Source organism: Chitinophaga sp. 10T418, assembly GCF_056394125.1.
This window is the reverse complement of sequence record NZ_JBFTHG010000012.1, coordinates 143,569-163,814: the sequence shown is the minus strand read 5'-3', so window position 1 is coordinate 163,814 and position 20,246 is coordinate 143,569. Positions and strand designations below refer to the sequence as shown.

Here is a 20,246-nt window from a genome sequence, read left to right as displayed (position 1 = left end):
TTGATATAACGACTGACAGATGAAATTAGCTGCGATTGATATAGGTTCCAATGCTGCCAGGCTGCTCATTTCTGAAGCATCGCCAAACAGTACAGGCGTAATGGACTTTACCAAACTGAATCTGGTGAGAGTACCGCTGCGGCTGGGATTTGATGTATTTAACAACAATGTTATTTCCGAGAAAAAAGCCAATCACCTCATCGATACCATCAAGGCATATAAGCTGTTGCTGGATGTGTATGAAGTGAAGTATCTCAAAGCCTGCGCCACCTCCGCCATGCGTGATGCCAGCAATGCTACGGTTATTCTCCAGGAAGTTAAGGCGCAGACAGGCATCGATATCAAAATCATTTCGGGGCAGGAAGAAGCGTCTTTCATTTATGAAAACCATGTGGCAGAAAACATGGATAAAACCAAGTCTTACCTCTATATAGACGTAGGTGGCGGCAGTACAGAACTTACCTTGTTTGGTGGTGGCAAACAGATCTTTAAGGAGTCTTTCAACATAGGCACCATCCGGTTGTTGCAGCAACAGGTAACAGAAGCCCAATGGCAGGTGATGAAAGACTTCCTGAAGCAACAACTAAAGAACATAGGCCCCGTGATCGCGATTGGTTCCGGTGGCAACATCAATAAAATATTCTCACTCTCCAAACGCAAGGAAGGCAAGCCATTATCACTGGATACGCTGAAAGACTATCACAAGGAATTCAGCAGTTTCACCGTAGAAGAGCGGATCCACCTGTATAACCTGCGGGAAGACCGCGCCGATGTGATCGTACCTGCATTGCAGATCTATGTGAACGTAATGCGCTGGGCCGATACCCCGGAAATTTATGTACCGAAGATCGGATTGGCCGATGGGCTTATTCATGCGCTCTACGAAGAAATTGCTGTTATCAGCTGAGGGTAGCTTTTAGGTGTTAACCTGCAAACAATAATCATATACATGAAAAGTAGCCGTCTGCATCTGAATACTAATAGCTAAAAGCTAACTGCTGAAAGCTAAAAAAAACATTTCCATTTATCTTTTTATATTGCCACCTTTGCAGTTATTGCTAACAGCAAAATGCTAAAAGCTACTGCTTATGTCTGTGAATAAAGAAATAAAGCGTATCACCACGCATACACTGCAGAAGATGAAAGTGGATGGAGAAAAAATATCTATGCTGACGGCATATGATTACTCCATGGCCCGCATTTTTGACGATGCCGGGATTGATATACTGCTGGTCGGTGATTCTGCTTCCAATGTAATGGCTGGTCATGAAACCACGCTCCCTATTACACTAGATCAGATGATCTACCACGCTGCTTCTGTAGTAAGGGCGATTAAACGTTGTTTCATAGTCGTGGATCTTCCATTTGGTTCTTACCAGGGAAACTCCAAAGAAGCACTCAGTTCTGCCATCCGCATTATGAAAGAAACCGGTGCGCATGGAATCAAAATTGAGGGCGGCGAAGAAATCATTGAATCCGTAAAACGGATTATCTCTGCCGGAGTGCCTGTAATGGGCCATCTTGGATTAACACCACAATCGATCTACAAATTTGGCACCTACGCCGTACGCGCTACGGAAGAGGCAGAAGCCAATAAGCTCATCAACGATGCGAAATTGCTGCAGGAAGCAGGCTGCTTTTCCATTGTGCTGGAAAAAATTCCGGCTGCCCTGGCCAAAACAGTGACGGAAACCGTAAGTATTCCTATGATTGGAATCGGAGCCGGTAAATATGTAGATGGACAAGTGCTGGTGATGCACGATATGCTGGGCATCAACAAAGATTTCAAACCGCGCTTCCTCCGCCGTTACCTGGACCTTTACGGGCAGATCTATGGCGCTACCCAGGCTTACATCAATGATGTAAAAACAAAGGATTTCCCGAACGATAATGAACAATATTAATTGAGCATTACGAATGATGAAGAATTACGAATTACGAATTTATGAGTAGTTGATCTTCGCGTTTACCATCTCCACATAAATCCGTAATTCGTAATTCATAATTTGTAATTCATAATTTTTCCCTATATTCGCCTCGCACTTTTCGCAAGTTGAATGAACTACCTGTTAAACATACAGCTTTCTCTACTCTCCTATCTACGGAGCACTTGCTCCCATGTGCCATAGGTAGCACAAAGGGTATTTTTCCCTGCACATCTTTTCTTTAATGCCGCTAAAGCGGTTTCCGGTGCTGTGTTTCAGCAAGACTAACATTTATTATTGTTATTGGCTGTTGTCATTCCTTTTTTCGTATTGGATCCTTTTTCCAATCTGAAAAGCGCATGGTCACTATATAACGTTAATGGATATACGTAGTATCCCGGACCCGTATATATATTCACTCATAACGGAGCAAACCACGCTCCGCTCATCACTATAATTCCAAACAGATTATGAAACGTGTAATGATTATCGGCGCCGGCAAGATCGGCGAAACCGCAGCCTTTCTTTTACAACAGTCCGGCGACTATGCAGTAACACTGGCAGACAGCAACCAGGTTTTACTGGACAAATGCACCGATACCGGTATCCGCAAAACCATCCTGGATGTAAATGATGCCAGCGCATTACAACAGAGCCTTCAGGACCAGGACATTGTACTGAGCGCCTGCCCCTTTTTCCTGAATGTAAAAATTGCCACCGCCGCGGCCCAATCCAATACCCACTATTTTGATTTAACAGAAGATGTGGCCACTACCAATGCTATCAGGGAAATAGCCGCCAAAGCCAATGTTAGCTTTATGCCACAATGTGGTCTGGCACCGGGTTTCATTAGCATTGCCGCTTATGATATCGCCAAACAGTTTGATTCGCTGGATGCGGTTCGCCTGCGCGTAGGAGCACTTCCACAGTTCCCTACCAATAGCCTCATGTACAACCTTACCTGGAGCACCGATGGGCTGATCAATGAATATTGTAACCCCTGCGATGCCATCTATGAAGGCGCCCGTAAAGAGGTAATGCCGATGGAAGGCTACGAGCGTTTTGCACTGGATGGAGTGGAATATGAAGCCTTTAATACCTCCGGCGGACTGGGCGCCCTGGCCGAAATACTGGATAAAAAAGTATACAACCTGGATTACAAAACAGTGCGCTACCCTGGCCACTGCCACCTGATGAAGATACTCCTGAGCGAACTAAAGCTTAATAAAAAAAGGGATATTTTGAAGGAGATTATGGAAGATAGCATACCTTTCACTGCGCAGGATGTAGTACTGGTTTTTGTATCTGTTTCAGGAATGGTGAACGGACGTTCCGTACAACGCTCCTATTCACGTAAGATCTACAACCAGGCAGTTGCAGGCAAGGATTTCACCGCCATACAACTGACCACAGCAGGTGCTGCCTGTGCAGTTATAGATCTGCACGCAAAAGGACTCCTGCCGGCTAATGGCTTTGTTCGTCAGGAAGACGTGGCATTCAACGATTTAATCAACAACCGCTTTGCGGTATATTATAATTAGCAGTTAAAGGATTGTCATTAGTAAATTTTGATGAAGAGTAGCCTCTTTATTAAAAACACTAACGGCTAATTACTAAAAAGCTTCATCTCATGTTAAAAGATGTATTAAAAGGGCTGATGGAACGTTATCAGCAACGCGTACCGGATGTGGCAGCGGTGATAACAGCCATGGTCAAAGAAGGGATGATTCAGCAGGCGGATGATATCGAGAATGATCATATCGCTTTCAGAACAATGGGGGTGCCTCAGCTGGGTGTACAATCCCTAGAGAAAATATTTCTTCATTATGGCTATACGAAAATGGATAAATACCATTTCGCTGCCAAGAAGCTGGATGCCTGGTGGTATGCCCCTCCTGCGCCTCAGTACCCACGTATATTTATCAGCGAATTAAGGGTGAATGACCTGAGCGAAGCCGCACAGGAGATTATTCACCGCTACACCAGTGAAGTAAAAACGGATCCGGTAAATACGCTGAACCTGGATGATGCCAACGCGGTAGATACCTTTTTACACAGCTCTCTCTGGCGCACGCCTACCCTGGCCGATTACCAGCTGCTGGCAGCGGAAAGCGAATACGCTGCCTGGGTGATTTATAACCGGTATTACCTCAATCACTTTACCGTCAGTGTACACAATCTCCCTCCGGGATATAATACGGTGGCGGATTTCAACGCCTTCCTGGAAAAGCATGGCTTCCGCCTGAATGATGCCGGCGGAAAAATCAAGACAAGTCCGGATGGCAACCTGTTGCAAAGCGCCACAGTGGCGGGTATGATCACTGCGGAATTTGCAAACGGTGAAAAGCAGGCCATCGCAGGTTCCTACGTAGAGTTTGCAGAAAGAAAAGTACTCCCCCAATTTGCACATTTACCTGTCAGCGAAATAGGCAGGGAACAAAGACGGGAAGGTTTCGAAGCCGGCAATGCCGATAAGATCTTCGAAAGCACTTACGCCACCCAAACAAAAAAAAGTTCCTAATTTAGTCTAATAATACACCCATAATGGAAGACATCTTAAAAGCATTCGGCATCACTACAGAACAAAGTGGTATCAGCACCGGTAATAACTGGGTGCCTGCTCACGGAGCAGATATTACCTCCTTTTCACCGGTAAATAATAAAAAGATTACTACCGTGAAAAGCGCTACCCGGGAAGATTATGACCTGGTAGTGGCAGTAGCCCAGGAGGCTTTCAAAGAATGGCGCATGTGGCCTGCACCTAAAAGAGGCGAAATAGTAAGACAAATAGGTGTAGCCCTGCGGGAACACAAAGATCAGCTGGGTAAACTGGTATCCTATGAAATGGGAAAAAGTTTACAGGAAGGATATGGAGAAGTACAGGAGATGATTGACATCTGTGATTTTGCGGTTGGATTATCCCGCCAGCTGCATGGATTAACCATGCACTCTGAGCGTCCCGGACACCGGATGTACGAACAGTGGCATCCGCTGGGTATTACAGGTATTATTTCCGCCTTTAACTTCCCTGTTGCCGTATGGGCATGGAATTCAATGCTGGCGTGGGTTTGCGGAAACGTATGTATCTGGAAACCTTCAGAAAAAACACCTGTTACTGCTTTGGCTTGTCAACGTATAGTCGCCGCCGTATTTGCTGCCAATCATGTACCAGAAGGCGTATGCTGCCTGGTAACGGGCAACCGCGATGCCGGCGAATGGATGGCGCACGATACCCGTATTCCCCTGGTTTCCGCTACCGGTTCCACCCGTATGGGTAAAGCTGTGGGTGCTGCTGTGGGACAACGCCTGGGCCGCTCACTACTGGAGCTGGGCGGAAACAATGCCATCATCATTTCCCAGGATGCGGACCTCGACATGTCACTGATTGGTGCTGTATTTGGTGCCGTAGGTACTGCCGGACAACGCTGCACTTCTACCCGCCGTCTCATTATCCATGAAAGTGTGTATGACAATTTCACCTCTAAACTGGTAAAAGCTTACTCACAGCTGCATATAGGCAACCCACTGGATCAACATAATCACGTGGGCCCACTCATAGACAAAGCAGCCGTAGATGCATACCTCAACACAATAGAGCAGGTAAAACAACAGGGAGGCACCTTCCTCGTAGAAGGCGGCGTGCTCTCTGGCACTGGCTATGAATCTGGTTGCTATGTGAAGCCCTGCATTGCAGCAGTTGAAAATGTATATGAAATTGTACAGCATGAAACCTTTGCCCCCATCCTGTATGTCATGAAATATAAAACGCTGACAGAAGCGATTGCAATGCAGAATGACGTACCACAGGGACTTTCATCCGCTATCATGACGCTTAACCTTCGTGAAGCAGAACAATTCCTGTCTCAGTCCGGATCCGATTGCGGTATTGCCAACGTTAACATTGGTACTTCCGGTGCGGAAATAGGCGGCGCCTTTGGAGGAGAGAAAGAAACCGGTGGTGGCCGCGAAAGTGGCTCCGATGCCTGGAGAGCTTACATGCGCCGTCAAACCAATACCATCAACTATTCTAACAGTCTCCCGCTGGCACAGGGTATTAAATTTGATATCTAGTCTGTTTTTATAAAAATGAAAAAGGAGAACATATTGTATGTTCTCCTTTTTCATTTTTATAACATGTATTATCACTAATATTTTCGGAGTAATCTCTGGTCTCTTCAGCTCCGAGGCCCTTGCCCCGGAGCTTTTAATTTTCGTGAAAGGTATGCCACCCGATCAGATTTTTAAAAGCGGTTGATAAAAGATGTCCTGTTAAAATCATTGAAGCAACCCTGGTTGCTCACTCTCTACATACATCGATCGCATGGTTTTTAAAAATAGTAGCGAGGTTAGAGAACCCCGCTTTTCGTTAAACGGAAACCATGCTTATGGGAAAAGTAAGTAATAGCGGGAAGCCATTAAATACTCTTCCGGATATAAATATTAGACTTTTTTTTGAATATTCATATTCAACTTTTGTGCTACTGCCGTATTATTACCACTGCGCTTTACCACCAAAACCTGTCCAGATCCTTTATCATAAAGGGTTTTAACATCTCTACCCTTTACCCCTACCTGCCGTATCATCGCAGTAATATTTTCCGGATCACTGCAAATAACAATGGTTTTGCCGCTATTCTTCTTTATCATGTCTTTTACTATCTTGGAAGTAAGCTCCGGATCACCATTTAACCGGAAGTAATCCAGCTGTTGCTGATGGGCCTTCGCCAGTGGGGTAACGGTTTGTACCGCACGGTTAATAAAAGTAGTGTAGATGGCACTGATGTCTATTCCTGCCAGCGAGGTGGCGAGTTGAGATGCCTGTTCTGTACCAGAGGCACTCAGGCCGGGATCTGAAGATGGAGATGATTCCATTTCAGCAGCATTCACGAAAATGATAGTGGTTACTTCAGGTTCTGTAGCAAATACCTGTGTACCGGTGACCAGCAAAGTGGCCATGAAAAGAGTCTTCAGCATGATTGGTAAATTTAAATAAATGACAACGAATCTGTAAAATCTCGCTTAGAACAACGGTAGATGAGAGTATAGATGCTTGAGGGAATGATGTAAAACTAAAACAGGTAAAATGATCCGCAAAACAGATTGTGACAGGTGGCAATCGGACTGGGCGGGCAACGGAATCAAGATAAGATCAGTTCAATTCCATTAGGCTGGAGATCAAGTAATTATCTCCCTTATTGTCCTTCAATCTCCCAATCAACCAACATATAGCGCGCTTATCATTAATATTTAATGTTATACCGCTTTTTCTCTACCTTTATTGTTATCATCAAGATATTTTTAGTTGTTTTATATATCGGGAAAATTATTGAACATGAAATTGTTTAGTCGAGAGGTCGCAGTCCTGGCAGGGTGTGTTGCATTAATGACTGCTTTTACAACAAATACCAGCGCGCAAAGTAAAACCCAGGTCCCCAAAAATTGGCATCTGCTGAGTTATGATACCGACAGCGTATTTGGCACGTCTACAGAAAAAGCCTATAAGGAATTGTTAAAAGGGAAGAAAAGCACCCCCGTGATTGTGGCGGTGATCGACTCTGGTATTGATACCACACATGAAGACCTGAAAGGTATACTGTGGACCAATCCCCGCGAAATTCCCGGCAACGGCAAGGATGATGACCATAACGGCTATGTAGATGATATCCATGGATGGAACTTCCTTGGCGGTAAAGATGGCGGCAGTTTAAAAGAGGATTCAGAAGAAGCTGCCCGCGAATATTATCGCTATAAAACCAAGTATGGCAACCCTGATTCTACCCTTGCAAAAGACTCCAAAGAGTATGCTACATGGCAACAATTGCAATCGAAAGTAGAAAAACCTAATTCCCAGTTTAAGATGCAATACAAAAGCATGGCTAAACTGCAGGAAAATGTAAATAAATGTGAATCGATCCTGAAGACTTATCTCAGTAAGGAAGATTTCAATGTGGCACAACTGGATAGTATTCAAACTACCAACCAGGACGTATTGCTGGCACGTAATTTCATGACCCGTTTACTCAAAAGTGCCGGTGATGAGCCAGCCACTTTCAGTGAGTTTAAAATGGAGTTCGATGAATACATGAATGAACTGAAACGCAAGGCAGAAAGCACAGAAGTCATGCCGAATGCGAACAGGGAAAAAATTGTGGGCGATAACCTCGAAGATATCAACGATAATAAATACGGCAACAATGACGTAATGGGCGCCTTTGGCTTCCATGGCACACACGTATCAGGCATTATTGCAGCCTCCAGGAACAATGGCGTAGGTATGGACGGTGTAGCCGACAACGTACGCATCATGGCTGTGAAAGCCGTTCCGGATGGCGATGAAAGAGATAAAGATGTAGCCCTGGCTATCCGTTATGCGGTGGACAATGGTGCACAGATCATCAATATGAGCTTTGGTAAACCCTTTTCGCCCCATAAAGAATGGGTAGATGCTGCTGTTAAGTATGCAGAAGAGAAAGGCGTGCTGCTGGTGCATGCCGCAGGCAACGATGGCAGCAACAATGATTCTGTACTGAACTTCCCCAACCCTGATTTCCTGGATGGTACTACCGCTACTAACTTCATTACAGTAGGCGCCAGCAGCACTGGTACCGGCAATGATAAAGTAGCCAGTTTCTCTAACTACGGCAAAAAGAGCGTAGACCTGTTTGCTCCAGGTGTACAAATATACTCTACCGTTCCAGGTGGCAACAAATACGGCAGTGCCAGCGGCACCAGTATGGCCAGTCCGGTAGTGGCAGGTGTAGCGGCATTGGTACTCTCCTACTATCCTGAGCTCAGCGCCAGGCAACTGAAATATGTGTTGGAAAAAAGTGCCACTCCTTTACCGGACGGAACTACCCTCGTTAATAAACCAGGTAGTGCGGATGAAAAAATAAATTTCTCTGACCTGTCAGTAACCGGTGGTGTAATAAACAGTTATGAAGCGTTGAAGCTGGCTGCAACTATTAAAGGAGAAAATGTGAAGGGTAAAAAGCAGCGCAAAGCAAAAGTGAAACCAATTAAGAAGAATTAATAGCAGGCCGAAGGCTTAAAGCAAAAAGCTATTGTGTATGAGAAATAGGCGAATGACATACGCTTTATTCTACTACACAATAGCTTTTTGCTGTAAGCTGTATACTTTCTGCTTTATTTAACAAGACGCAGGCTCAGCGGATATTTATAAGACTCTCCCTTATTCGCTTTCACGGCCGCAATGATGCTGAAAATAATATTGATCAGCCATATCACACCTAACAGCTCCGTCCAGCCCCAGGTGAAGAAAGCTTCCCCGCGTGTATAGTGCCAGAAGTTGGTCAATGACCAGAATCCATTAGAAATATTGTTGACCAGGTTCACTGCCACCGCAGCTATGCTGAGGGTGATCTGGAAATTAATGGCTTCCTTGCCCTGATCATCTACAAACGCGGATTCGCTACGTTTGATCAGCCAAAGTACAAGTACTCCGATAATGTTACCTACAGTAGGGATTACGGCCATACCTATAATGCCGCCCAGGTGTACCAGGGTCCCCCAGGTATGTTCATCTTTCTGGTTCATAAAATAGAGATTAATATTAATGGGAAGTTAGTGCTTATTTTAGCATATCTAAAAAGGGGAAGAAAAAAAACTACAAACCTGTAAGCCGGATTCTGTTTCTGCCCCGGCAAAGCCGGGACAGACTGCTATCATTTATCTGCGACAACGTTCGCACGTTGTCTGTATCTGCCTACCCTCGGTCATCGGGCGAGCAGCCCTCAGGCGACCGTATACATGGCATTTCAGCACGCAAGGTTTACCCGCACAAACAGTTACCTGCCTGCACCGTGGGCTCTTACCCCACATTTTCACCCTTATCTGCCGAAGCAGACGGTTATTTTCTGTGGCACTTGCTGTTCCCGGTTTGCACCAGGCCCCACCCGTTAGGTGGTGCGTTGCTCTGCGCTGTCCGGACTTTCCTTCCCACTGAACAAGTCAGTGAAACGATAGCACGGTTTGTAGTTGAGGCGCGAAGGTAAAGAAAAATATTACCTAAATGTTATTTCTGTAGCACCATAGCCATATTTTGCATGATACTGGTTTACAAAACTGGCTACTTCCGGTGTTTGTTTAAGTACCTGGTGAATTTCATCCCGGAGTTTTCCTTTGCCTACACCATGAATAACAATGAGGTTATGCTGGTGATGACTGATGGCCAGTTCCATGTAACGCTGGAAGGCATTGAGTTGTATAGCCAGAATAGCAATGTTGCTCAACCCTTTCCAATTTTTCTCCAGTGCTTCAATGTGCAGGTCCACTTCCGTTTTGGGCGTCAGCGATGTTTCCGGTTGTAATTGGATTTTACTTAAGAGACTGGCAAAATTTCCGGATCCCAGTGTAGTAACAGGCGCCTTCTTTTTAGCGGATTCCACTGGTGCAGGAGGCTCCGGCTCTTTTTCAGGAAATTTATCAAATAAAGGATACGTAATTGTAGCCTCTTCTTTAATACGCAACTGCTCCAACTGCACAAACATTTGTTTGGGCTTTATTTTCCAGGTCTTTTGTATGGAGGTGGCCAGCTTGGGTTGTGGCTCTTTCAGGAAAAAAGAAAATTCAAACCGCGGGTTATCATTCAGCGATTCGAATATCAGATCAGCCAGGTAGAAATTATTATACGGCTGAATCTCATTCTTTATTTCCAGATCCAGCTGGTTGTTCAGCCAGATCTGAAAATAAAAACGCATGGCATGTGGCGTGTCGTTAAACAGGTGGAACTTCATCAGTTTCACTGTTTCATCCAGGCCATCCATCTGGTATACCGGCAAAACAGACAGGAACATTCCTTTGTCTGTTTTAAATACTTCGTACTTACTTCTGTCTACTTTAATCTCGTCCCCGGGGATTAGTCTGGGCTTATCTTTCACCAGCTTCTGCTGGGTGAAACGATGGAAATATGGGAAGTCAATCTGGTCGAGATATACAGGGAAAGATGTCCCGCGTACCTCTATCATCACCATATTATCATTCACAACGTCTACAACCGTTCCTTCTTCTTTTGAACTCAACAGCAAGATGCTGTCGCCTATTTGGTATTTCATAATTGCATTCTTCTGAAATACAAAAATAGAATTTTGAAGGGATATGTGTGGAAGAGATTTATCAGACGGTGTATTGCATATGAATATCACCACAATAACCCTTACTCAGCGTACTTGCGGCTGCGTACTTTTTCCGGGTGATTGTGCATGTACCTGTCTACGGAGATACGGCCACTGCCCTCAACAACAAATAAAATCAGCAGACAGAGTACCAGCACTGTTAATGCCATAGGTGGGTACACATTAAATAAACCGGAAGGAGAATGCACCAGGAAAACGGCTCCCAGTAATACCGGAATATTCGCGATAGCGCAAAATCTGGTGAGCAGGCCCATCGCAATGAATAAACCACCAACAATATGGGCAAATACGATATAATGCCCTAACATTACGGATATGGCTGCCAGGGCTGGTTTCTGACTAATCGTGGCCACCAGCGCGTCTCTGTTCATGACAAACAAAACACCTACGGCCATCAGAAATATTCCCAGCAGTATACGTACGGCACTCAGCCAATTGGGGCTATGTCTGTCACCCCAGTGTTCAACCTGTTGTAGCATGTTCATAAAATATAAATTTTAGGATCAAAGAGCTACTATGAAGTTACGAAATATATACTGTAAAGCAGAAAGCATAAGGTGCAAAGCCAAAAAGCCATCGGAGCGGATAATTAGCGTATAACCGCTGAAATCATCCGCTCCGATGGCTTTTTGCTTTATACTTTAAGCTTTATGCTTTTTTACTCAGTTTACTGTGGGTATAGCTGTAAGCGAAATAAATGGTGAGTCCTAATGCGAGCCAGATAGAAAAAACGATCCAGTTCTTCAGGGCTATTTCCGTCATCAGGTAAAAACAGCTCAACATCCCCAACACCGGTATCAGGGAGAGTTTACGGGTAGCAGAGAAAAAGGTGATCAACACCGTTACCACCACAAATATGTAGAAAGGAATGTTGTGTTTCCATACTTCCCAGCCACCTTCTATAGAAAACTTAATGAGGATTTCCTTATGGAACAACGCCACCAGGCCTATTACCAGGGCGGGAACAATAATCTGTCCGTTGATATAGGGTAGCTGAAAACGTTTTACAGTGGCCTTTTCTTCTCTTGGCAATATCAACACCCCGCCACAAACAAGGATAAAGGCAAACAAGGTACCTATACTGGTAAGATCCGTTACAATGGTCAGGTTCAGGAACAATGCCGGCACACCTACTAAAATACCGGTAATGATGGTAGCATAGGAAGGTGTCTGGAAACGCGGGTGAATTTTGCTGAAACGCTTTGGCAACAGCCCATCCCGGCTCATGCTCATCCATATCCGTGGCTGACCAATCTGGAACACCAGCAATACGCTGGTAGTAGCCACCACCGCACTGATGGAAATAAGGTAGCTGATCCATGGTAAATGTACCTGGTCAAAAACAAAAGCCAGGGGATCATCTACCTTTAATTTGTAAAAAGGAACCATACCCGTGAGTACAAATGAAATCAGGATATATAATACTGTACAGATGATCAGGGAATAGATCATCCCCTTGGGCAGATCTCTCTGCGGGTTCTCACATTCTTCGGCGGTTGTACTGATAGCGTCAAAGCCAATATAAGCGAAAAATACGGCAGATACCCCCTTCAGCACACCAGAGAAGCCATTAGGCATAAAAGGGTTCCAATTCGCCTTATTTACATAGAAAAAGCCCACTACAATCACAAACAGGATCACCAGTATTTTGAGCGCCACCATAAAATTGGCGCTGCGTTTACTTTCCTGGATACCTACATAGGCCAGGTAAGTCACCAACACCACAATGATAAACGCGGGAAGATTGAGAATGATTGGGATGCCGGCGATATGCGGCGCGGCAGCTATAATAGCAGGAGTTGCGCTATCGTAGTTGCTGGCCAGCCAGGAAGGCAGGCTTAAACCCAGTCCCCCTAACAGGTTATTGAAATACCCGCTCCAGGAAATGGCCACGGCAATATTCCCGATGGCATATTCCAGGATAAGCGCCCAGCCGATTACCCAGGCGGCGAGCTCTCCGAAAGTAACATAAGAGTATGTATAGGCGCTGCCCGATACCGGCACGCGGGAAGCAAATTCTGCGTAGCAAAGGGCAGAGAAGCCGCAGGTAACAGCAGTGATAACAAATAGCAATGATACCCCCGGCCCACCATGAAAAGATGCCTCCCCGATAGTGGAAAAAATACCGGCGCCAATAACGGCGGCAATCCCCATTGCGGTAAGGTCTTTCACCTTTAGTACCTTATGTAATCCTCCTGTTCCATGACCGTCTGCCAATCCGTCCTTGGCATCTTTTATAATTGTGGCAAGCGATTTTTTTCGAAACAGCGAATTTGACATTGGCGAAGGAATTACGTGTTACAGTTGTTTTTTAATTTACTAAATATACCATCTTACCCTGCTAAAAATAAGAATGCTGATTGCGCTGATTAAATCTCTCAGAAAAAATCAGTGCAATCAGCATATCATATCACTTCATCCTGAATAAGACAAGCGCGAATATAATGCGATTTTAAATACAAACCTTATTGCTGACGGTTTAAGAGGTAGTTAGCCAATTCCATCAACGCCGTTTTGCGGTTAGACAGCACCGCAATGCTGTCCAGGCTTTGAAAAGCAAGCTGTTGGAAACGTTCTTTTTCCTTTTCTGCCCACTCATCTACCTTACAACTGCGGAATAACGACAGTACCCGTTCTACTTTATCGGCCGGAGACGTTTCCAGGAGCATTTTTAATTCTGCACGCTCTGTTGGATTACACAATTCCAGCGCCTTAAGCAGCAGGAAAGTCTTTTTATTCACCAGGATATCGCCCCCCTGTTGTTTCCCGAATTTCTCCGGATCTCCAAATGCATCCAGGTAATCGTCCTGGATCTGGAAGGCAATACCAATATTTTTACCAAACGAGTAAAGATGCTGTTGATTTCCGTCACCGGCACCGCCGATGATAGCGCCCAGCTGTAAGCTGGCAGCCAGCAACACAGATGTTTTCAGGCCAATCATATGAACGTAGTCATCATACTTTACTTCTTCCGCTTCCATTCCTTCGAAGTCCATATCCAGTTGCTGCCCTTCACAAACTTCAATCGCCGCTTTATTAAAAACAGCGATGATTTTTTGTTTATAGTGTGCATCTACTTTATTCAGGTGTTCATATACATTGATGAGCATCACATCCCCCGCAAGGATAGCAGCCGGTTCGCCATATACCGTATGTACGGTTGCCTTACCGCGGCGGAGCGGGGCTTTATCCATGATATCATCATGTAATAATGTAAAATTATGAAAAAGCTCTACTGCACTGCCCACTTCCATGACATCCGGATGCAGGGTATCAAATAACTCGTTTCCCATCAGGCACAATACCGGTCGTATTCTTTTACCACCGATATCCAGGATATGGGAGGCGGCATTATATAACTTACTGGGCTGTTCCGGAAAATGTTGTTTCTCAAAATGTTGACTAAACTGCGCTGTTAACTCCTGAAATGAATGCATCACTGGTGGCTCGTATTTTATTATTTACTTTTTCTTTGACTTGTTTTTAGCTGCCGGTTTCACCACTGCTTTCTTTGCAGGAGCTGACTTAGCGGTTGCCTTTTTAGCTGGTACCGGTTTAGCGGCGGCCTTCTTAGCTGGTGCTGGTTTTGCAGCTACTTTCTTTACTGGTTTAGCAGCTGCCTTTTTAGCTGGTGCCGGTTTTGCAGCTACTTTTTTAACTGGTTTTGCGGCGGCCTTCTTAGCTGGTGCCGGTTTTGCAGCTACCTTCTTAACTGGTTTTGCGGMGGCCTTCTTAGCTGGTGCCGGTTTTGCAGCTACTTTCTTTACTGGTTTAGCAGCTGCCTTTTTAGCTGGTGCCGGTTTTGCAGCTACTTTCTTAACTGGTTTTGCGGCGGCCTTCTTAGCTGGCGCCGGTTTAGCGGCTGCTTTCTTAACTGGTTTTGCGGCGGCCTTCTTAGCTGGTGCCGGCTTAGCGGCTGCTTTCTTAACTGGTTTTGCGGCGGCCTTCTTAGCTGGTGCAGGTTTAGCGGCTGCTTTCTTAGCTGGTTTTGCGGCGGCCTTCTTAGCTGGTGCAGGTTTAGCGGCTGCTTTCTTAGCTGGTTTTGCGGCTGCCTTCTTAGCTGGTGCAGGTTTAGCAGCTGCCTTTGCTGGTGTTTTAACAGCCGGAGCCTTCGCCGGTGCTGACTTTTCAGTTGTTTTAGCCTGCACTGCACTAACCAACGCTTTCACGGCTGTAACCTTTGCAGGTGCTGGTTTTTCAACTGCTTTCACCGGAGCTTTCACTTCCGGTGCTGGTTTAGCGGCTACCTTTTCTTTTTCAGGTGTCACGTTCTTTTCTACCGGTGCTGCTGTTACCTCTTTTGGAGCATCGGCCGCTTTTTCAGTAACCGGTGCTTTTTCTCTCCATTTCTTTTTCGCTGGTGGCGTTGCTGCCGGTAATACGGGAGCAGGAGGAACCGGTGTTACCGGTACCACATGCGTTTCCGCTATTACCTGGTCTACCACTGGTACGGGCTCCGGTTCAAGTCTGGGTGCCTGTTGCACATGTGACCTGCCGTTATCTCCCTGCTGCCATGGTTTATTCCCGGCATATTCTCCACGGTGTTTCTCTTTCTTCTTTTTGCGGTCGTCACGGCGATCATCCCTGCGGTGATCTTTACGGTCATCGTGACGTTTAGGCTGGAATTCAGTCCTGGCGGTGCCGGTACCTGTCAGCTCATCTTCCAGATCGTAATCCAGTTGACGCTTAGCCAGGTTAGCAGCTACTACACGGATACTCACTTTTTCGCCTATACGAAATTTGCGACCTGTGCTCTGACCTACCAATGCATATTCTCCTTCGTTATATTGGAATTCTTCTCTTTTATTCAGGTTATGGATGCTGATCAGGCCTTCGCACTTGGTATCCATGGTTTCTACCCAGAAACCAAAATGTGCCACACCACTGATAACCCCTTCAAAGGTGTTACCAATAAACTGCTGCATATATTCTACCTGCTTGTATTTGTTACCGGCTCTTTCAGCTTCCATAGCTTTGCGTTCCATTTCAGAGCTGTGCTTACATTTCTGTTCCATCTGCTTATCCGGCCTTACACTGTTGGCCAGGCATTCTGCCAGTACACGGTGTACCAGTACATCGGGGTAGCGGCGGATGGGAGAAGTAAAATGGCAATAGTCTTCGAAACCAAGACCATAGTGGCCCACATTATTCACCGTATAAATAGCTTTGGCCATGGTACGGATACCCAATGTTTCCAGCACCGGTTGTTCCGGCTTGCCTTTCACATTCAACAACAGGTTGTTGAAGGAAGTGGCGATGCTTTCAGGGGTGCTGAGGTCAAATTTATATCCGAATTTACCGGCAAAGAGGGCAAACACTTTCAGTTTCTCCGGGTCCGGCGTATCATGTACCCGATACGGGAAAGGTATCGGTTGTTTATTGATTCTTAATTTACCTACATATGCCGCAATGGTTTTATTGGCCAGCAGCATAAATTCTTCAATCAGTTGGTGTGCTTCTTTACTTTCCTTCACCACAATGCCAATAGGCTTGCCGGTTTCGTCCAGTTTAAAGCGTACTTCCTGTGAAGAGAAGTTAATAGCACCATGAGCAAAACGTTGTGCACGCATGGTTTGCGCTATTTTATTCAGCAGCAGCACTTCATTTTTGAAGGGACCGTCCTTGCTTTCAATGATCTCCTGCACCTCTTCATAGGTGAAGCGGTGATCAGAGTGAATAATCGTGCGGCCAATCCAGTGTTGTCTGATTTCTCCTTTCTCATTCATCTGGAACATGGCGGAGAAAGTCAGCTTATCTTCATGCGGACGCAGAGAGCACAGTTCATTGGAAATTTTCTCCGGCAGCATTGGCAGTACACGATCCGGAAGATACACAGAGGTAGCGCGTTTATCCGCTTCCTTATCCAGTTCTGTGCCGGGCAATACATAATGACTCACATCGGCGATATGAACACCGATTTCATACTGTCCGTTTTTCAGCAGGCGTATAGAAATAGCATCATCAAAATCTTTGGCATCCACCGGATCGATGGTCATGGTCAGGATTTTGCGGATATCTTTACGTTTGGCGACTTCTTCCCCGGAGATATTTTCCTGGATGGTGTTCAGTTCTTCCAGTACTTCTTTGGGGAAGCTGAGCGGGAATCCTGCTTCGATTAGGATTTCTTTCATGGCCAGATCATTCGTGTCGCTGGCATCGAGAATTTCTACGATCTCTCCTACCGGTTTACGTGATTTTTCTCCCCAGGCCACTATTTTCACCACGGCTTTATCGCCGCTTTTAGCACCTCCGAGGGAGTTGGCTGGAATGTAGATATCCGGCATAAACAATCCCTTTTCGGGAATGAGGAAAGCAAAACTTTTGCTTACCTGCAGGGTACCTGTAAATTCCGTTTTATTTCGTTTAAGGATGTCCGTTATGATACCTTCCATCCGGCCTTCGTTGCGCGCTGCTTTTAGCACGTCTACCAGCACTTCATCTTTATCAAGGGCAGTATGCAGATTTTTCTGCTTCACCATGATGTCCTTTGTCAGGCCGTCTACAATCACAAAGGCCATTCCTGACCTGGTCACTTCCAATATGCCTTTAAAGGTTTTCTTCTGGCTACTATTGTTGTTATTGGTGTTCGGGGTGGAGTTGTTGTTACTGCCTTTTTTATTTTTCTTTTTTCTACTCATGTTAGTCGTAAGTTATTATTGACCTGGGACTGGCAGATGCCGGCCTACGTAGTCAAAAATAAAGTTATTAAATAATGCTGCTTCGCCAAAGAGAAATGAAATCTCCACTGGCATAACAGTAATCTGCAGGTTTTGTTCTGCCAGCACTCCTTTGAGCAGATGTAATCTTACCGCATCCTTTTCGGTGGTAATGACAATCTTTTCGGTGCCGGGTAACTCGCTGCATTCTTTTTTGATTTTTTCAATATCCTTTTCAGTATAATAGTAATGATCGGGAAAAGACAAGAGGTATACCTGTTCGTAACGTCGTTTCAATTCTTCGAGCAATGGTTCGGGCCTTGCTATACCGCACGCCAGCAATACGGTTGCTGATTTGGGGATTTCCACCGGTTGATGGGTAATCATATCGGACAGGGCGCCGTATTGCAAGGTAGTGAAAAAGAGCCGCTGATGTGGCAATGGTTTAATTTCTTTTTCCAGGGCCACCTTCTCAGCCGCGCTCATGGCCGGCGGACACTTCGATACGATAATACAGTCGGCCCGGTGATAACCGGCACGTCCTTCCCTTAAACGGCCGAAGGGCACCACATGATCGCGGGTAAACAGGCGGCTGTAGTCCGTGATCATAATATTCATGCCCGGCTTGATGGAGCGGTGCTGGAACGCATCATCCAGCAGTACCACCTGGGTATCCGGTTCATCCCCCAGCAGTTGTGGAATAGCTAACATCCTTTCCTCCCCTACACATACCTTTACATCCGGAAATTTATCATGAAACTGCATGGGTTCGTCCCCGATATCGGCAGCGGTGCTTTTTTCATCGGCCAACAGGTAGCCGCTRGTACGGCGGTTATACCCCCGGCTGAGGGTGGCCGTTTTGAAATAATCTTTCAGTAAACGGATCAGGTATTCTACATGCGGCGTTTTACCGGTGCCACCTACAGAAAGGTTACCCACAGCAATAACCGGCAGGTCGAATTCTACTGCTGTCAGCAGTCCCTTATCATAAAAACGGTTTCGTAGCCACATCACAAGGCCATACAGCAGGGAAAAGGGATATAAAATAAAACTGAGGTATCTGAGCACTGTTGTTTATTTAAATTGATAAATATGATCCGGGGTCACTACCGTTTGTAACGGTATATCCCGGGCATCGGCGTCTTCGATCTTCTGAATGGGTTCAAACAGCGAAAGGCCGATGGTACGCACTCCGGGGCCACATTGTTGCAGGAAACGATCATACATTCCTTTGCCATAGCCTACCCTTTGGCCCTGCCGGTCGAACGCCAGTAAAGGTACAAATACCAGGTCTATATCGGCCGGCTGTACCACTTCGCCCTGATCCGGTTCCGGAATGCCGAACTTATTTTTTACCAGTATAGTATTGGTTTTCCAGAGATGGTGGGTCATTTCGCCCGTTTTCATATCCGACCGGGAAAGCACCCATGCCATTTGCGGCTGCTGTTCCCGCAGCCATTTTACCAGGGGCCAGGTATCTACTTCTTTTTTTTCGGAGATGGGAAGAAAAATATGTGCCATCCGGCTACGACTGTAATCCAGCTGCCGGCAATTTGCCAGCAGGCGTTCATTCAATGCCAGGGAAGTATCATCGTCCAGGTTGAGCCGTTGCTCCAGGAAATGTTTTCGTATATCCTTTTTCGTGGTCATGCCATTAAAGTATGCAGCGAGGATGTCAACAACTGTGCCTGTTGTTGTACAAATGCCTTATCTACATGTTCTGCCAGCGGGATACGGCCAATTTTGGGATAGCCACTCCATCCTACAATATCCTCTTCATTACTATGGTGATCTCCGCTAAAAACCCAACCAATAACGGGAACGCCTGTATGTTGCAGTATGCGTGCAGTCAATAATGCGTGGTTAATACTCCCCAGGTAGTTTTGGGCCACTATCACCACACGGGCCTTCAGGGCCACGATGAGGTCCAGGGTAAAAACCGACTCATTGACAGGTACCATCACGCCTCCTGCACCTTCCATCAGCAAAGGACGCCCTATCGGCTGGTATTCGTCTGCCAGCGCGAGAATCTTCGTTGTATCTATCGTCGTATTTTCCAGCCGCGCTGCCAGGTGCGGGGAGGCAGGTGCCTGCAGACGCCAGGCTTCCGGATGACAAACTGACACCGGGTTGGATAATAATGATAGCACCGTATCCGTATCTGTACCTTCCATCAAACCTGTTTGTACAGGTTTCCAGTAATCTGCCGTTAACGCTTCGGTAATACAGGCAGATGTGAGGGTTTTGCCTACACCGGTACCTATGCCGGTGATAAAAATTCGTTCACTCATCGGGGCAAAGATAATAAGAAAGTGTGGAGGGGGATCGCCTCCGGCGATTGTCTTTTCCCCTGATTAAACTGATTTTGAGGATTTTGATTGTTCTAATAATATTATCCTTTTGAAAGAGCTTTTAAAATGAAGTAAGTACTTTTCTAAAAAGACCTTAAAAAAATCATACAAATCAGTTAATCAGTTTAATCAGGATAAAAGACAATCACCGAAAGCAATCCC

Annotated in this window: 16 protein-coding genes and 1 other RNA gene; 6 read left to right on the top strand and 11 right to left on the bottom strand. The window is 45.7% G+C overall.

Annotated elements, in window-relative coordinates; translation table 11 throughout:
- Positions 1–19 precede the first annotated feature (19 nt).
- From AC1DCV_RS28730 to amaB, 5 genes are all read left to right on the top strand, one after another.
- Positions 20–907 carry a Ppx/GppA phosphatase family protein gene (locus AC1DCV_RS28730; protein WP_441577010.1) on the top strand — a complete coding sequence of 296 codons (888 nt, stop codon included), beginning with the start codon at positions 20–22 and terminating at the stop codon, positions 905–907.
- A gap of 181 nt (positions 908–1,088) precedes the next feature.
- Positions 1,089–1,904, top strand: a complete 816-nt coding sequence (gene panB / locus AC1DCV_RS28725) for a 3-methyl-2-oxobutanoate hydroxymethyltransferase (RefSeq protein ID WP_477026409.1) — start codon at positions 1,089–1,091, stop codon at positions 1,902–1,904.
- Positions 1,905–2,395: 491 nt separating this feature from the next.
- On the top strand, positions 2,396–3,466 hold the full coding sequence (locus AC1DCV_RS28720; RefSeq protein ID WP_477026408.1) for a saccharopine dehydrogenase family protein: 1,071 nt from the start codon (positions 2,396–2,398) through the stop codon (positions 3,464–3,466).
- 89 nt (positions 3,467–3,555) lie between these two features.
- On the top strand, positions 3,556–4,446 hold the full coding sequence (locus AC1DCV_RS28715; RefSeq protein ID WP_477026407.1) for a 2-oxoadipate dioxygenase/decarboxylase family protein: 891 nt from the start codon (positions 3,556–3,558) through the stop codon (positions 4,444–4,446).
- Positions 4,447–4,469: 23 nt separating this feature from the next.
- The gene (gene amaB / locus AC1DCV_RS28710; RefSeq protein ID WP_477026406.1) at positions 4,470–5,996 is read left to right on the top strand and encodes an L-piperidine-6-carboxylate dehydrogenase; all 1,527 of its coding nucleotides are present in this window, start codon (positions 4,470–4,472) and stop codon (positions 5,994–5,996) included.
- 369 nt (positions 5,997–6,365) lie between these two features.
- Here the strand turns inward: amaB and AC1DCV_RS28705 are convergent, their stop codons facing one another.
- Positions 6,366–6,899: a histidine phosphatase family protein gene (locus AC1DCV_RS28705; protein WP_477026405.1), complete on the bottom strand. Its 534-nt coding sequence runs from the start codon at positions 6,897–6,899 to the stop codon at positions 6,366–6,368.
- Between the two features lie 358 nt (positions 6,900–7,257).
- Here AC1DCV_RS28705 and AC1DCV_RS28700 point away from each other — a divergent pair, with 358 nt between their 5' ends.
- Entirely contained in the window at positions 7,258–8,955 is a 1,698-nt protein-coding gene (locus AC1DCV_RS28700; RefSeq protein WP_477026404.1) for a S8 family peptidase, read from the top strand.
- Positions 8,956–9,068: 113 nt separating this feature from the next.
- Here AC1DCV_RS28700 and AC1DCV_RS28695 read toward each other — a convergent pair whose 3' ends face one another.
- From AC1DCV_RS28695 to bioD, 10 genes are all read right to left on the bottom strand, one after another.
- Positions 9,069–9,479 (bottom strand): DUF4870 domain-containing protein, encoded by a 411-nt coding sequence (locus AC1DCV_RS28695; RefSeq protein ID WP_477026403.1) that lies wholly within the window; start codon positions 9,477–9,479, stop codon positions 9,069–9,071.
- A 65-nt stretch (positions 9,480–9,544) separates the two neighbouring features.
- Positions 9,545–9,921, bottom strand: an RNA gene (rnpB, locus tag AC1DCV_RS28690) — RNase P RNA component class A.
- Positions 9,922–9,946: 25 nt separating this feature from the next.
- Positions 9,947–10,996: a Smr/MutS family protein gene (locus AC1DCV_RS28685; RefSeq protein ID WP_477026402.1), complete on the bottom strand. Its 1,050-nt coding sequence runs from the start codon at positions 10,994–10,996 to the stop codon at positions 9,947–9,949.
- Positions 10,997–11,097: 101 nt separating this feature from the next.
- Positions 11,098–11,562 (bottom strand): DoxX family protein, encoded by a 465-nt coding sequence (locus AC1DCV_RS28680; RefSeq protein WP_441577001.1) that lies wholly within the window; start codon positions 11,560–11,562, stop codon positions 11,098–11,100.
- A 163-nt stretch (positions 11,563–11,725) separates the two neighbouring features.
- Entirely contained in the window at positions 11,726–13,357 is a 1,632-nt protein-coding gene (locus AC1DCV_RS28675) for an amino acid permease (protein WP_477026401.1), read from the bottom strand.
- A 185-nt stretch (positions 13,358–13,542) separates the two neighbouring features.
- The gene (locus tag AC1DCV_RS28670) at positions 13,543–14,514 is read right to left on the bottom strand and encodes a polyprenyl synthetase family protein (protein ID WP_477026469.1); all 972 of its coding nucleotides are present in this window, start codon (positions 14,512–14,514) and stop codon (positions 13,543–13,545) included.
- Between the two features lie 24 nt (positions 14,515–14,538).
- Positions 14,539–17,715, bottom strand: a complete 3,177-nt coding sequence (gene rnr, locus AC1DCV_RS28665; protein ID WP_477026400.1) for a ribonuclease R — start codon at positions 17,713–17,715, stop codon at positions 14,539–14,541.
- Between the two features lie 15 nt (positions 17,716–17,730).
- Positions 17,731–18,801 carry a tetraacyldisaccharide 4'-kinase gene (gene lpxK / locus AC1DCV_RS28660; protein WP_477026399.1) on the bottom strand — a complete coding sequence of 357 codons (1,071 nt, stop codon included), beginning with the start codon at positions 18,799–18,801 and terminating at the stop codon, positions 17,731–17,733.
- 6 nt (positions 18,802–18,807) lie between these two features.
- Positions 18,808–19,383 carry a 5-formyltetrahydrofolate cyclo-ligase gene (locus tag AC1DCV_RS28655; RefSeq protein WP_477026398.1) on the bottom strand — a complete coding sequence of 192 codons (576 nt, stop codon included), beginning with the start codon at positions 19,381–19,383 and terminating at the stop codon, positions 18,808–18,810.
- Positions 19,380–20,024, bottom strand: coding sequence for a dethiobiotin synthase (gene bioD, locus AC1DCV_RS28650; protein WP_477026397.1), 645 nt, complete (start codon positions 20,022–20,024; stop codon positions 19,380–19,382). Before bioD ends, AC1DCV_RS28655 begins: the two co-directional genes overlap by 4 nt.
- Positions 20,025–20,246 lie beyond the last annotated feature (222 nt).

Excerpts from the sequence above, each read along its gene's own strand:
- AC1DCV_RS28705 (WP_477026405.1), bottom strand. The coding sequence starts at position 6,899 with ATGCTGAAGACTCTTTTCATGGCCACTTTGCTGGTCACCGGTACACAG.
- AC1DCV_RS28700 (WP_477026404.1), top strand. The coding sequence starts at position 7,258 with ATGAAATTGTTTAGTCGAGAGGTCGCAGTCCTGGCAGGGTGTGTTGCA.
- AC1DCV_RS28715 (WP_477026407.1), top strand. The coding sequence starts at position 3,556 with ATGTTAAAAGATGTATTAAAAGGGCTGATGGAACGTTATCAGCAACGC.
- AC1DCV_RS28680 (WP_441577001.1), bottom strand. The coding sequence starts at position 11,562 with ATGAACATGCTACAACAGGTTGAACACTGGGGTGACAGACATAGCCCC.
- amaB (WP_477026406.1), top strand. The coding sequence starts at position 4,470 with ATGGAAGACATCTTAAAAGCATTCGGCATCACTACAGAACAAAGTGGT.
- bioD (WP_477026397.1), bottom strand. The coding sequence starts at position 20,024 with ATGAGTGAACGAATTTTTATCACCGGCATAGGTACCGGTGTAGGCAAA.
- AC1DCV_RS28655 (WP_477026398.1), bottom strand. The coding sequence starts at position 19,383 with ATGACCACGAAAAAGGATATACGAAAACATTTCCTGGAGCAACGGCTC.
- panB (WP_477026409.1), top strand. The coding sequence starts at position 1,089 with ATGTCTGTGAATAAAGAAATAAAGCGTATCACCACGCATACACTGCAG.
- AC1DCV_RS28720 (WP_477026408.1), top strand. The coding sequence starts at position 2,396 with ATGAAACGTGTAATGATTATCGGCGCCGGCAAGATCGGCGAAACCGCA.
- AC1DCV_RS28730 (WP_441577010.1), top strand. The coding sequence starts at position 20 with ATGAAATTAGCTGCGATTGATATAGGTTCCAATGCTGCCAGGCTGCTC.
- AC1DCV_RS28670 (WP_477026469.1), bottom strand. The coding sequence starts at position 14,514 with ATGCATTCATTTCAGGAGTTAACAGCGCAGTTTAGTCAACATTTTGAG.
- AC1DCV_RS28695 (WP_477026403.1), bottom strand. The coding sequence starts at position 9,479 with ATGAACCAGAAAGATGAACATACCTGGGGGACCCTGGTACACCTGGGC.
- AC1DCV_RS28675 (WP_477026401.1), bottom strand. The coding sequence starts at position 13,357 with ATGTCAAATTCGCTGTTTCGAAAAAAATCGCTTGCCACAATTATAAAA.
- AC1DCV_RS28685 (WP_477026402.1), bottom strand. The coding sequence starts at position 10,996 with ATGAAATACCAAATAGGCGACAGCATCTTGCTGTTGAGTTCAAAAGAA.